We start from the raw sequence: 12,590 nt of genomic DNA, 5'->3' as shown, positions 1-12,590 counted from the left end.
TCCCTCAGTGCCCGGTCGTGGGGTTGTACGTCGCCGACTTCACGGGCATCTCAACCGTGAGAGGGCCGGACTTGGCAAAGTGCAGCTTCACGGTCACGTTGTCGCCCTGCTTCAGCGTGTGCTTCAGCTTGTCGAACATCAGGTGGTTGCCCCCGCTCTTGAACACGAGTTGACCGTGTGCAGGCACATCGAGCGACTGCACCTCCTCCATCGCCTGGCCGACCGTCTCGTGCACGGAGACCGGGCCGACGTCGCTGGTGACGGAGGTCAACTCGTCCTTCGCGCCGCCCTTGTTGGCGATGTCCAGGAAGCCCGCCGCCATGTCCGAGACCGGCTGGGGCATATAGGCGGAGCCGACGGAGAGCTGGGCCTTCGCGTCGTCCGAGCCGCCGCAGCCGGTGAGGACCAGCGCGCCGGTCAGCACCGCGACGGGCCCGGCGAACCGCCTCACGGCGTCTCCCCCTTGATGATCTTGGGGAGGTCCTTGGTGTAGTCGTCGACGGTCGTGTCCTGGCCGTACAGGAGATAACCGCCGTTGGTCTTCGGGGAGAACGCGACGACCTGGGTGCCGTGGACGGAGACGAGCTTGCCGTTCTTGTCCTTCGAGGTCGGCTCGATGGAGATGCCCAGGGTACGGGCGCCGGCCTGGATGGTCGCGAAGTCGCCGGTCAGGCCGACGAACTGGGTGTCGATGCCCTTGAGCCACTTGCCGAGTTCCGACGCGGTGTCCCGGGCCGGGTCGGTGGTGACGAACACGACCAGCAGCTTGTCCTGCTCGGCCTTGGGCAGCGACTTCTTGGCGACCGCGATGTTGTTCATCGTCAGCGGGCAGATGTCGGGGCAGTGGGTGTAGCCGAAGTAGATCAGCGTCGGCCGGCCCTTGGTCTCCGCCCGGAAGTCGTACTTCTTGCCGTGCGTGTCCGTGAGGACCAGGTCCGGCTTCTCGAACGGGGTGTCGAGCACGGTGGCGGCCTGGGTCGCGGTGTCCTCGGAGACCACGGCGACGGGGCTGTTGGCGTCATTACCGCTGCCGCAGGCGGAGAGCGTCAGGGTGGCGGCGGCGAGCAGCGCTGCCGCCGCGAACGTCTTCTTGCGCATAGGAAAAATGTCCCAGTTGTGAGAGCTCCGGCGCGCACCGGGGTCGTACGCAAGAGTCGCACGGACCCCTGTGCGCGCCATGAGCGGACGGGCCTCAGACGGTCGTACGCCGACGGCCGGCGAGAACGCCGTACGCCACGCCCGCCGCGCCGACGGCGATGCCGACCACGCCGAGGACGCGGGCGGTGGTGTCGGAGGAGTCGGCGGCGGACGTGGTGTCGGCGGCGGTGTTCTCGGTCTTCTCGGAGGCGTCCTCGGCGGTCGCGCCGGAGGCGGGGGCGGCGGAGAGTTCGAGGACCGGAGCCGGGTTCTCGGGCTCCTCCGCGCCGTCCTTCTGTACCTCGATCCAGCGCACGACCTCCTTGTCGGAGTACGTCTGCAGCGCCTTGAAGACGAGTTGGTCGGCGTCCGTGGGCAGCATGCCGACGGAGACCGGGAACTTCTGGAAGTAGCCGGGCTCGACGCCCTTGCCGGTCGCGGTCCAGGTGACCTTGGTGACGGCCTCGGTGATCGTCTCGCCGTGCATCTCGGCGGGCTTGGCCAGCTTCGACTTGGTGACCTTGACGGTCCAGCCGCTGATCGGCTCCGGCATCACGGAGGCCAGCGGGTGGTCGGTCGGGAAGGTGACTTCGAGCTTGGTGGTCGAGGCGTCGTCGCGCTCGTTCGGGACCTTGAAGTCGACGACCGCGTAGCCGCCCTTGACGGCCGTGCCCTCCGGCTGCACGGAGACGTGCGCGAAGGCGGGGGAGGACAGGACGACAACGGCCGAGCCGGCGACGGCAGCGGCGGCGGCGATACGAGAAGCCTTCATGGAAAGGAGCACTCCACTTCGAGTTCGAGTGAGTTCCGGCGGTGAAGAGGGGGCGCGTGAACACCTGGGTGACATCAGGGGTTTCCCGGCGGAAAGAGCCGGGCACGCGCGTGTGCCGCACGACGGCGGCCTCTCCACGCACGAAAGGAGTGCGGTGGTGGTCGCGTCGCGTCAGGCGGCGAGGACGTGTGCGGCGGCCGAAGGCGGGCCGCGGCGGATCACCGAGTGCTGGAGTGCCGTGGTGTGCGGCGCGGGCGGCGCGAAGTGGGCGGTACGCCGCAGCCGCGGACCCGTTCCGGGCGCCCCCGGCAGTCCGGCCCGCAGGGCGCGCACCAGGGCGAGGGCCCCGCGCAGGGACCGTACGAGCGCCCCTTCCGCGACTCCGTGCGCCGACAGATCCACCAGGCGCCGCAGCGCCAGGTCCCCGTGCCGGAGCAGCCAGCCCGCGGCGAGTGCCGCGAGGAGGTGACCGAGCAGCATGGACACGGACGGGAACAGCGACATGGAGGAGGCGGCGGAGGTGGACATGGCGTCCGCCGGGTGGTGCATCGACCCCATGGAGCTCATCGAGCCCATCGAACTCGCCGACCCCGTCGAGCCGGTCGTGCCCGAAGTCGGCAGCAGCCGCGCGGCGGTGAGGATCTGATGGGCCTGCGCCGGGCTGATCGCCGCCGCGGTGGTCCCGCACAGCAGATGCGCGGCGCGTGCGACCAGCGTGGCGTCGGACGCGGACAGGCTGTCGGTGGTCGACGTACCGGCGCTCTGGCCGAGCCCGAACAGCGTGTGCAGGACGGTCTGTCCGACCGCGAGCAGTGCCGCGATGCCCGGCAGCGAGCGCTCGCGGCCGGCGAGCGGCGCGACGACCAGGAACGTGGCGAGGAAGCCCGCGCCGAGTGTCCACAGCGGAACGGTGGCGCAGGAGGCGATGGCATGACCGGCCGCGGCCAGCACGACACAGACCGCGGCGAACACCGCGGCCCGCAGGACCCGGAGTTCGCCTCCGGAGCGCGCCGTACGTGGGTGGGGGGCAGTCATGGCGGGCTCATCATCGCACCGGCCCTGCGGGCGCCATACGGCAGGTCCACCACACCGGGACGGTGATGTGTCATAGATCACAAAGGTCACTCTCCGACGTGAGCTACCTCCGGATACACCAATTACGTTTCGGACACATCCCCCATATGGGCGGCATCACGTCAACTCCGTGCTTACACAGGGGCACTGGCGGCAATAGGTATCGGTATGTCGAGCCGCGGCCGGGAGGCTGGAGCATGAGCATCTGGTGGTCACTCCATCTGAGGCGCGAGGCCGCGAGCGTTCCGCTCGCCCGCCGGCTTCTCCTCGGCACGATGGAGACCGCGGGCGTCGACCCGGACATCTCCTACGACCTCTCGGTCGCCCTCAGCGAGGCGTGCGCCAACGCCGTGGAGCACGGCGGCGACACCGAGCCCGGCGCGTCCTCGGAGGCGTACCGCGTCACCGCGTACCTCGACGGCGAGAAGTGCCGTATCGAGGTCGCCGACTCGGGCCCCGGCTTCGCGCGCGCCCAGGCCGTCCGCCCGGCCCCGAGCGAGGCGGAGAACGGCCGGGGCCTGTGTCTCATCCAGGAACTCGCCGACCACGTCCACATCGGCAACAAGCCGGGTGTGGGCGGCGCGGTGGTGAGCTTCGACAAGATCCTGAAGTGGCGGAAGGACGCGCCGCTGATGGCGGTGTGAGGGTGCGTCCGAAGCAGATGCCCCGGTGTCTGCGCCACGGCGTCAGAATCTGCTGATGGACATCCCTCCCGAACAACTGGCCGACGGCATGACGCTGCGGCTCGCCGAGCCGGCCGACGCCCCCGCCCTCGCCGTCGCCTACATGGAGAACCGCGGGCCCTACGAGCCGTACCGCCCGGACTCCTTCTTCACTGCCGTAGGGCAGCGCGAACGCCTGGAGACGCAGGCGCGGGAGTACGCGGCGGGCCGGGTCGTGCCCCTGCTCATCGCCTCCGGCGGGCGGATCGTCGGGGCCCTCACGCTGTCCGGGGTCGTGCTCGGCCCGTTCCGCAGCGCCTCGCTCGGCTACTGGATCGCCGCCGACCGGCAGGGGCGCGGTCTGGCCACCGCCGGTGTCGGGCGGGTGTGCCGGATCGCGCGGGAGACGGTCGGGCTGCACCGGCTGGAGGCGAGCACGCGGCTCGACAACCTCGCCTCCCAACGCGTCCTGGAGAAGAGCGGGTTCGAGCCGATCGGCATGGCGCCACGCTATCTGCACATCGGCGGGGAGTGGCGTGACCACCGGTTGTTCCAGCGGATCCTGCACGACGACGACCCGACGTCAGCTTTCTAAGGATTCTTACCCTGCGCACAGCCGAGACCTACGCCCCTGACGGGTGCCGTCCCTAGCTTCGCGATCATGACGGGAAACCACAGAGAAAAAACGATCAGCCGGCGCCGCGCCCTCGCGGTGACCGGCGGGACGGTCGCGGCCGGCGGGCTGGCGGCGGCCGGGCTGCAGTCGGCGTTCGCCGACACCGCGGACACGACGGCCGACGCGGACACGACGGCCTCGGCGACCTCGACCAGCAGTGCGTGCATGACGCTGATGACGAGCGTCACGGAAGGCCCCTACTACCTCGACGGTGCCCTGGTGCGCAAGGACATCACCGAGGGCAAGGCGGGCGTCCCGCTGACCCTGCGCCTGACCGTCGTCGACGCCACCGACGGCTGCACCCCGGTCAAGGGCGCGGCCGTGGAGATCTGGCACTGCGACGCCTGGGGCTACTACTCCGGCTACACCACCGCCAACCCCGGCGGCTCGGCCCCCGCCGAGAGCGAGGAGGGCGACAGCGCCAACGACCTCACCTACCTGCGCGGTTACCAGGTCGCCAACGCCAACGGGGTCGTCAAGTTCGAGACGATCTTCCCGGGCTGGTACACGCCCCGCACCTGCCACATCCACGTCAAGGTTCACACCGGCGGCGAGAAGGAGGACGGCACCTACGAGGGCGGCAAGGTCAACTACACCGGCCAGCTGTTCTTCGCCGACGACATCGCCGAGGAGATCTTCACCCTCGACCCGTACGCCAAGCACACGGGCTCGTACACCGTCCTCGCCGACGACATGGTCTACGACGGCGGAGGCGCGGCCAGCGGTCTGCTCACCCTCAAGGCCGTCCACAAGAAGGACCCGTCCAAGGGCTACAAGGGCTCCCTGACGCTCGGCGTCGACCCGGACGCCGAGAACACCGGCGCGGGCAGCGGCGGAGGCGGCACACCCCCGAGCGGCGCTCCGAGCGACGCCCCTACGGGTACCCCGCCCAGCGACAGCCCCTCCCCTTCGGCCTCCGCCTCCTCGTAAGGTACGACGATGCAGAGCCGCGAGGACGAGGCACTGGCGCGGGCCGCCGTGGACGCGCTCACCGGGCAACTGGCGCTGGCTCCCAAGCCGGGCCTGCCCGACCCGCGTGACCTCGACGCCCGTACGACCCGTGTGGACCACCGTGCCCTGCGCTGGTCGGCCAGGGCGCTGGCCCCCGGCCTCGCGGCGATGGCGGCGTCAGCCCGCCGCACCGGCGAGCCCACTCCCCAACTCCGCGCCGAACTGGGCGCGATCGGCCGCTGCGCCGAACACTCCGTGGCGCTCGCGGGCGGCGGCCACCGGGGTGCCCTGTGGGCGCTCGGCCTCCTGGTCGCGGCGGCGGCCCTGGACCCCCGTGCCGGGGCCCTGGACGTCGCCGCGACCGCGAAGCGCATCGCCGCCCACCCCGACCGCCGCGCCCCGCGCCGGCCCTCGCGCGGCTCGTCGATCTCGGCGAAGTACGGCGCGGCCGGCGCGCGGGGCGAGGCGAAGGCCGGATTCCCGCACGTACGGCGGGCGTTGGACACCCTGGCCACCACCCGCGCGGCCGGTGCCAGGGAGACCGAGGCCCGCCTCGACGCGCTGCTCACCGTGATGTCGACCCTCCAGGACACCGAACTCCTGCACACCGCCGGCCCGTTGGGCCTGCGCCACGTCCAGGCCGGCGCCCGCGGCGTCCTGGAGGCGGGCGGCACGGCCACGGAGCCCGGTGCGGAGGCCCTGGCCGCCTTCGACACCGACCTCCACGCGCGCGCGTGGAGCCCTCGCGGAAGCGCGGGGCTCCTGGCGGGCGCGCTGTTCCTGGACTCGCTGCCGGTCAGTTCGCCGGCGCGGACCGGCTGATCCGCCGCGAACGGGCAGGCCGCCCCGAGACGTGCGGGTGAATTCATCGGCATGGTCCGCCAGGCCTTGCCGCGCCCGGGATGCTGTCCCGCCTGCCGTCGGCGCGGCCTGTCGGTCGTCGCCGCGGACGGGTCGGCGACCGGGCTCGTGCCAGTCAGTTCGCCAACGCGGGCCGCCTGACCGTCACTTCACCAGCTCCGGCCGCCCACCGCGCCGCCGGCCCCATCGCGTACGACGCCGCCACCGTCGCCCCGCCCAGCAGCAGCCAGCCCGGTGTGCCCCACTCCAGGAGGAGGGACGTCAGCACCAGGGGGCCGATCGTCCTGGCCACGGTCACGCCGGTCCCGAAGAACCCCTGGTACTCGCCCACCCGGTCAACGGGCGCCAGCGCGAAGGACAGTTGCCAGGAACCCGCCGACTGCCCCATCTCGGCGGCCACCTGGAGCACCGCCCCGACCACCAGCGCGCCCGCCGCCACCCGGGGCGACGCGCCCGCCGACAGCGCGAACGCCGCGCAGGCCGCCAGCATCACCCAGCCCGAACGCCGCACCACGCGCGTGGCCGACGCGATCCCCGTGACCCCGCGTGCCGTCCGCACCTGGAAGACCATCACCGCACCGGTGTTGAGCACGAACAGCGCGGACACCAGCCAGGTCGGCGCATCGGTCCGCTCGGCGATCCACAGCGGCAGCCCGAGGCTGAGCAGCGGCATCCGCAGCAGCAGCACGGTGTTGAGCAGCGTGACGACGACATAGGGCCGGTCGCGCAGGACGCCGAGACCGCCCGCCTTCCTCACCTGGGCGACCCGAACCGACGGCAGCCGCAGCAGTAGCCCCGCACAGACCAGGAAGCTCACCGCGTCCAGCGCGAACACCCCGAGGTACGCCGACCGCGTCCCCGCCCGCAGCGCGAGCCCGCCGAGGCCCGCGCCGACCGCGAGACCGGCGTTCAGCGTCGACTGCAGATGGGCCAGCAGCCCGGTCCGCTCCCCGGCGGACACCAGCCCCGCCAGCAGCGCCTGGCGGGCCGCCGCGAGCCCCGACTGCGCGGAGGCGTAGGCGCACGCGGCGAGCACGAACGGCACGAATCCCCGGACGACGAGGAAGGACGCCACCGCGAGCCCGGTCGCCAGCGCCAGCAGCACCGCCGTACCGCGCGGCCCACGCCGGTCGGCCAGCCGCCCCAGCGGCACGCCCACCAGCGATCCGACGGCCCACGCGAGGGTGAGCCCTAGGCCCACGCGCGCGGGGGCGAGCCCTACGACGTGGGTGAAGTACAGCGCCGAGGTCACGTAGTAGGCGCCGTCACCGACGGAGTTGGTCAACTGGGCCAGCGCGAGGGTGCGTTGCGGGCCCGCGGGCGGGACGAGCGAGTTCGTCATGGCTACGACGTTAGAAGCTCATTGGGTCTGTGGTGAGACCCAATGGCCACTCCTTCTGTTGGTCCAATTCAGGACCCCTCCAGCACCCGCCCCAACACCTCCAGCGCCTCCGGATACACCCGCTCCCGAGGCGTCCCATACCCCACCACCAGCCCCTGCGGCCGGTCCGCGCCCGCGTCCGCCGTGTGCCAGTGCTCGCCGAGCCGCCCCACCGCGAGCCCCTCCTTCTCGGCCCGCGCCAGCACGGCCTCCTCGTCGTCGACCTCCACCAGCGCGTGCAGCCCGGCCGCGATCCCGCGCACGCTCCTGCGCGCCCCCAGTCGGCCGAGGAGTTGGTCGCGGCGGCGCCGGTACCGCAGCCGGCACGCGCGCACGTGCCGGTCATAGGCGTGGCTGTCGATCATCTCGGCGAGCGCCAGCTGGCCGATGGTCTCGGTGTGGTGATCGCTGTGCAGCTTGGCGTCGGCGACCGGGTCGACCAGGTGGGGCGGCAGCACCATCCAGCCGAGCCGCAGCGCGGGCCCGAGCGTCTTGGAGGCGGTACCCAGGTACGCGACCTGTCCCGGTGCCATCCCCTGGAGCGCGCCCACGGGCTGCCGGTCGTAGCGGAACTCCCCGTCGTAGTCGTCCTCGACGATCAGTCCCCCACGCGCGCGTGCCCAGTCGGTCAGCGCCCGTCTGCGCTCCGGGTGCAGGGTCACGCCGGTCGGGTACTGGTGGGCCGGGGTGACCACCACGGCCGCCGCGTGCCCCAACTCCTCGGTGCGGACGCCCCGTTCGTCGACCCCTACGGGGACCACGTTGCCGCCGTTGTGCCGGACCACCTCCCGGTGGAACGGCAGTCCGGGATCCTCCATGGCCACCCGGGAGCCGTCGAGCACGCGCGTGAGGAGCGCGAGTCCCTGTACGTACCCGGAGGTGATGACGATCCGCTCCGGGGGCGCGATCACCCCGCGCGCCCGCCCCAGGTAGCCCGAGAGCGCGGTGCGCAGTTCGACACGGCCGCGCGGATCGCCGTAGTCGTACGCCAGGGAGGGTGCCGTCGCGATGGCGCGGCGCAGGGAGCGCAGCCAGGCCGCCGCCGGGAACGAGCCGACGTCCGGGCTGCCGGGCCGCAGGTCGAAACGGGGTACACGCGCGCGTGCCGCCGCTCCCGGTGTCTCCGTGCCGACGGTGGGCAGCAGCGCGACCTGGGTGCCGGAGCCCTGGCGGGCGGTCAGATAGCCCTCGGCGACGAGCTGGTCGTAGGCCGCCTTCGCGGTGCCCCTGGAGACGCCGAGTTCGGTCGCGAGGCGTCTGGTGGCCGGCAGGCGGGTTCCGGGGGCCAGGCGGCCGTCGCGTACGGCGTCCCGGAGCGCGCGTTCGAGACCGGCGCGGCGGCCGCCCTCCGGGTCGGGTTCCAGATGCAGGTCGACCCCGACACCGGACCAGAAGTCGTTCACGGGAAAAGCCCTCCCCCTAGGCACATGACTGCCATACGACCGGCACACGAATGGCCGGGCACCGCACGTGTGCCCGGCCATCAGTCTTGTATCAGTTATCGGCTGTCAGCTCTTGAGGGACGCCATCCAGCTCTCGACCTCGGCCGAGGTCCGGGGCAGGCCGTCGGAGAGGTTCCGGTTGCCGTTCTCGGTGACCAGGATGTCGTCCTCGATGCGGACGCCGATGCCGCGGTACTCCTCGGGGACGGTCAGGTCGTCGGCCTGGAAGTACAGGCCGGGCTCCACCGTGAGGACCATGCCGGGCTCCAGCGTGCCCTCGACGTACGTCTCGGTGCGCGCGGCGGCGCAGTCGTGGACGTCCATGCCGAGCATGTGGCCCGTACCGTGCAGCGTCCAGCGGCGCTGGAGGCCCAGCTCCAGGACGCGCTCGACCGGGCCTTCGACGAGGCCCCACTCGACGATCTTCTCGGCCAGTACGCGCTGCGCCGCGTCGTGGAAGTCGCGGTACTTGCCGCCCGGCTGCACCGCCGCGATACCGGCCTCCTGAGCCTCGTGGACGGCGTCGTAGACCTGCTTCTGGATCTCGCTGAAGCGGCCGTTGATCGGCAGCGTGCGGGTGACGTCGGCGGTGTACAGGGTGTGCGTCTCGACGCCCGCGTCCAGGAGGAGCAGGTCGCCGGAGCGCACCGGGCCGTCGTTGCGCACCCAGTGCAGGGTGGTGGCGTGCGGGCCCGCGGCGCAGATCGAGCCGTAGCCGACGTCGTTGCCCTCGACGCGCGCGCGGAGGAAGAACGTGCCCTCGATGTAGCGCTCGCTGGTCGCCTCGGCCTTGTCGAGGACCTTCACCACGTCCTCGAAGCCGCGGACCGTCGAGTCGACGGCCTTCTGCAGCTCGGCGATCTCGAACTCGTCCTTGACCAGGCGGGCTTCGGAGAGGAAGACCCGCAGCTCCTCGTCGCGCTCGGCGGTGACCTTGTCGGTCAGCGCGGCCTCGATCCCGGCGTCGTAGCCGCGTACGACCCGCACCGGGCCGGTGGCCTCGCGCAGGGCGGCGGCCAGTTCGCGGACGTCGGAGGCGGGGATGCCGTAGAGCTGCTCGGCCTCGGTGAGTGAGTGGCGGCGGCCGACCCACAGCTCGCCCTGGCCGGAGAGCCAGAACTCGCCGTTCTCGCGGTCGGAGCGCGGCAGGAGGTAGATGCTCGCCTTGTGGCCCTCGGCGGTGGGCTCCAGGACGAGGACGCCGTCCTCCGTGAGGTTGCCCGTCAGGTACGCGTACTCGACCGACGCCCGGAAGGGGTACTCGGTGTCGTTCGAGCGGGTCTTCAGGTTGCCCGCGGGGATCACCAGGCGCTCGGCCGGGAAGCGCGCGGAGAGCGCGGCGCGGCGGCGGGCGGTGTGCTCGGCCTGCTCGACGGGCCGCAGGTCGTGCAGCTCGGTGTCGGCCCAGCCGGACTTCATGCTCTCGGCCAGCTCGTCGGACACGCCCGGGTACAGGCCGTTCTTCCGCTTCTTGATGGGCTCTTCAGGATCCTCGGACTCAGTCTCCGGGCCCGCTGCGGTAGCAGCAGAATCCGGTACAGCCGGATCGAGCTCGTCGGCCACGGTCATCCTCCTAGATACGGCACTGGACCCCGTCCATCGTACGGTCGTACGGAAGGGGGCCCAGTGCCGTAAGGCCTATTACCGACGGCTTGCGGTCGACTACTCGAAGCGAGCCGCCAGGAGGACGACGTCCTCGTCGCTGTCGGCCGTGTCGAGGCCGTCCGGCAGTACGGCCCGCAGCACGTGGTCGGCGATCGCGCCCGGGTCGCCGCGCAACGCCTTCGGAACACTCGCCGCCGCCGCGTGGAGGCGGGCGAAGGCGCGGTCCGTGGGGTCGCCGGTGCGGTGCAGCAGCCCGTCCGTGTAGAGCAGAACCGTCTCGCCGGGCTCCACCTCCAGTTCCACGCTCGGCGCCTCCCAGCAGGCCAGCATGCCCAGGGGGGCGGAGACGGAGGTCTCCACGAACTCCGTGCGCCGCTCGCCGACAAGGAGCGGCGGGCTATGACCTGCCCCCGCCAGGGTGATCCTGCGCAGCCCGGGCTCGCAGTAGGCGAACAGTGCGGTGGCCGAGCGGGCGGGCTCGGTGAGCCTGAGGAGCAGTTCGAGGTCGGACAGGACCGCGACCGGGTCCTCGCCCTCCATCACCGCGTACGCCCGCAGGGACGCCCGCAGCCGGCCCATCGCGGCGATCGCGCTCGGCCCGGAACCGGTCACCGAGCCGACGGCGAGGCCGAGCGCGGCGTCCGGCAGCGGCAGCGCGTCGTACCAGTCGCCGCCGCCGCGCGGACCCGTGCGGTGCAGCGCGGCGAGCTGCACACCGGCCACGCGGGGGAGCCGGGACGGCAGCAGCTCCTCGGCGATGGTCGTCATGCACGCGCGCGTGCGCTCGACTTCGAGGAGCCGCGCCAGGTGCTCGGCGGCGAAACGGGTGTACAGGCCGGCGAGATGGCGCTGCCGCTCGACCGGCTCGGCGGGCTCGTCGTAGAGCCACACGGCGGCGCCCAGCCGTCCGGCCGCGTCGGTCGCCAGGGGCAGCGCGTAACTCGCCGCGTAGCCCAGGCGTACGGCCACCTCGCGGTGGCGCGGGTCGAGGCCGTCCTCGGCGAACAGGTCGGCGTGGACGACCTCGCCGCCCTCGCCGCCCGGGGCTCCGTCCAGAATCTGGCCGTAGGACATCGCCCCGCGCGGGACGGTCTCGATGTGGCCGAGGTCGGAGCGGCCGAGGCCCAGGCCGATGGTGGTGTGCGGGCCGAGGCCGTCGCCGGGTTCCAGGACGACGAGTCCGCGCCGGGTGCCCACGAGAGCGGCTCCGGCGCGCAGCAGTTCCTGGAGTGCGTCCGCGAGTGCGTCCGTGCGGGTCAGGCGTTCCGTGAGTTCATGCAGGGTCGTGAGGTCGGAGACCCAGCCGGCGAGACGGTCCTGGAGCAGGGCACTTGGCGCGTTCGGAGCGGTTTCCGGCGGATTCTGGACGTTCGAGGAAGGGGCCGGAGGGGTACCGGTGGCGGCAGGCGCGGGCGCGACAGTGTGTGCGGGCGAGGGAACCGTTGAATCGATTCCAGCCACTTTCGGAGGGTGAGGGGCGTTCATGGCGTCCGGCTTTCCGACCGGTGCGTATTGCTCAAAAGCATCGCAAACCCCCATGTCATTCTGCGCCGCTGGCAGTGTCTCCACATGTACACGCACTCGTGAGGGGATGTCCAGCATTGTCCTGCTGGGATTCCTGGTGTCCATGGGTTTCGCGGGGGCATTTCGCTCTCCCCTTGCGGATTGGCAAAGTTGGCTTAAAACTGCATCAGGGGACGGTCCATTGCGGTCGACTGGGCTTGCTCGACGGAGCGTCACAGCGGTCGTGATGGGTACGTACTCGGAGAAGACCAGGGGTGGCGAGGGCCGCCCGGAACCTGGTGAGGGACCCGGGCGTCTTAACCACCGACGATCGTGCCCCATCCTCCCGTGGCGGAGGCGGAGAGAAATACGCGGGACGGCAAAACGCCAGACTTCGCCACCCCCACGCCACGCCCATGCTTTTCATGCACGCACGGGTTCCCCTTGCTTCGCGCAGGGGTGTGATGCGCCAACAGGTACGCACAGTGCAGTGATCGACACATGTTGTGATGTGGTCCTCGGTGTT

12 protein-coding genes are annotated in these 12,590 nt (G+C 71.7%); 4 read left to right on the top strand and 8 right to left on the bottom strand.

Features of this window, described 5'->3' with window-relative positions; all coding sequences use genetic code 11:
* Positions 1–4 precede the first annotated feature (4 nt).
* The 4 genes from OH768_RS26135 to OH768_RS26120 all read right to left on the bottom strand — a co-directional run bounded on the left by OH768_RS26135 (position 5) and on the right by OH768_RS26120 (position 2,944).
* A complete protein-coding gene (locus OH768_RS26135; RefSeq protein WP_406457471.1) occupies positions 5–451 on the bottom strand; it encodes a copper chaperone PCu(A)C in 447 nt (148 codons plus the stop codon).
* Positions 448–1,098: an SCO family protein gene (locus tag OH768_RS26130; protein ID WP_406457469.1), complete on the bottom strand. Its 651-nt coding sequence runs from the start codon at positions 1,096–1,098 to the stop codon at positions 448–450. Before OH768_RS26130 ends, OH768_RS26135 begins: the two co-directional genes overlap by 4 nt.
* Before the next feature lie 94 nt (positions 1,099–1,192).
* Positions 1,193–1,909, bottom strand: a complete 717-nt coding sequence (locus OH768_RS26125; protein ID WP_406457467.1) for a YcnI family protein — start codon at positions 1,907–1,909, stop codon at positions 1,193–1,195.
* Between the two features lie 171 nt (positions 1,910–2,080).
* Positions 2,081–2,944 (bottom strand): hypothetical protein, encoded by an 864-nt coding sequence (locus OH768_RS26120; protein ID WP_406457465.1) that lies wholly within the window; start codon positions 2,942–2,944, stop codon positions 2,081–2,083.
* Between the two features lie 236 nt (positions 2,945–3,180).
* Between OH768_RS26120 and OH768_RS26115 the strand changes: the two genes are divergently transcribed.
* From OH768_RS26115 to OH768_RS26100, 4 genes are all read left to right on the top strand, one after another.
* A complete protein-coding gene (locus OH768_RS26115; protein WP_019073437.1) occupies positions 3,181–3,627 on the top strand; it encodes an ATP-binding protein in 447 nt (148 codons plus the stop codon).
* A gap of 55 nt (positions 3,628–3,682) precedes the next feature.
* Positions 3,683–4,240, top strand: a complete 558-nt coding sequence (locus OH768_RS26110) for a GNAT family N-acetyltransferase (RefSeq protein ID WP_406457462.1) — start codon at positions 3,683–3,685, stop codon at positions 4,238–4,240.
* A 66-nt stretch (positions 4,241–4,306) separates the two neighbouring features.
* Complete coding sequence (locus OH768_RS26105) at positions 4,307–5,251, top strand: intradiol ring-cleavage dioxygenase (protein ID WP_406457460.1); 945 nt, start codon at positions 4,307–4,309, stop codon at positions 5,249–5,251.
* Between the two features lie 9 nt (positions 5,252–5,260).
* Positions 5,261–6,094 (top strand): triphosphoribosyl-dephospho-CoA synthase, encoded by an 834-nt coding sequence (locus OH768_RS26100; RefSeq protein WP_406457458.1) that lies wholly within the window; start codon positions 5,261–5,263, stop codon positions 6,092–6,094.
* A 154-nt stretch (positions 6,095–6,248) separates the two neighbouring features.
* On the opposite strand, the gene OH768_RS26095 is transcribed toward OH768_RS26100, so the two are convergent.
* The 4 genes from OH768_RS26095 to OH768_RS26080 all read right to left on the bottom strand — a co-directional run bounded on the left by OH768_RS26095 (position 6,249) and on the right by OH768_RS26080 (position 12,163).
* A complete protein-coding gene (locus OH768_RS26095) occupies positions 6,249–7,475 on the bottom strand; it encodes an MFS transporter (protein WP_406457456.1) in 1,227 nt (408 codons plus the stop codon).
* Between the two features lie 68 nt (positions 7,476–7,543).
* Positions 7,544–8,917, bottom strand: a complete 1,374-nt coding sequence (locus OH768_RS26090) for a PLP-dependent aminotransferase family protein (protein WP_406457454.1) — start codon at positions 8,915–8,917, stop codon at positions 7,544–7,546.
* A gap of 105 nt (positions 8,918–9,022) precedes the next feature.
* Entirely contained in the window at positions 9,023–10,525 is a 1,503-nt protein-coding gene (locus tag OH768_RS26085) for an aminopeptidase P family protein (protein ID WP_406457452.1), read from the bottom strand.
* 93 nt (positions 10,526–10,618) lie between these two features.
* On the bottom strand, positions 10,619–12,163 hold the full coding sequence (locus OH768_RS26080; protein ID WP_406457450.1) for a SpoIIE family protein phosphatase: 1,545 nt from the start codon (positions 12,161–12,163) through the stop codon (positions 10,619–10,621).
* Positions 12,164–12,590 lie beyond the last annotated feature (427 nt).

The sequence above is a fragment of the Streptomyces sp. NBC_01622 genome, from assembly GCF_045209635.1.
GTDB lineage: Bacteria > Actinomycetota > Actinomycetes > Streptomycetales > Streptomycetaceae > Streptomyces.
This window is presented reverse-complemented; position numbering and strand designations above follow the sequence as displayed.

Bases quoted from the DNA above. Each gene is read 5' to 3' on its own strand.
- OH768_RS26130 (WP_406457469.1), bottom strand. From the start codon at position 1,098: ATGCGCAAGAAGACGTTCGCGGCGGCAGCGCTGCTCGCCGCCGCCACC.
- OH768_RS26125 (WP_406457467.1), bottom strand. From the start codon at position 1,909: ATGAAGGCTTCTCGTATCGCCGCCGCCGCTGCCGTCGCCGGCTCGGCC.
- OH768_RS26120 (WP_406457465.1), bottom strand. From the start codon at position 2,944: ATGACTGCCCCCCACCCACGTACGGCGCGCTCCGGAGGCGAACTCCGG.
- OH768_RS26115 (WP_019073437.1), top strand. From the start codon at position 3,181: ATGAGCATCTGGTGGTCACTCCATCTGAGGCGCGAGGCCGCGAGCGTT.
- OH768_RS26110 (WP_406457462.1), top strand. From the start codon at position 3,683: ATGGACATCCCTCCCGAACAACTGGCCGACGGCATGACGCTGCGGCTC.
- OH768_RS26105 (WP_406457460.1), top strand. From the start codon at position 4,307: ATGACGGGAAACCACAGAGAAAAAACGATCAGCCGGCGCCGCGCCCTC.
- OH768_RS26100 (WP_406457458.1), top strand. From the start codon at position 5,261: ATGCAGAGCCGCGAGGACGAGGCACTGGCGCGGGCCGCCGTGGACGCG.
- OH768_RS26095 (WP_406457456.1), bottom strand. From the start codon at position 7,475: ATGACGAACTCGCTCGTCCCGCCCGCGGGCCCGCAACGCACCCTCGCG.
- OH768_RS26085 (WP_406457452.1), bottom strand. From the start codon at position 10,525: ATGACCGTGGCCGACGAGCTCGATCCGGCTGTACCGGATTCTGCTGCT.
- OH768_RS26080 (WP_406457450.1), bottom strand. From the start codon at position 12,163: ATGCTGGACATCCCCTCACGAGTGCGTGTACATGTGGAGACACTGCCA.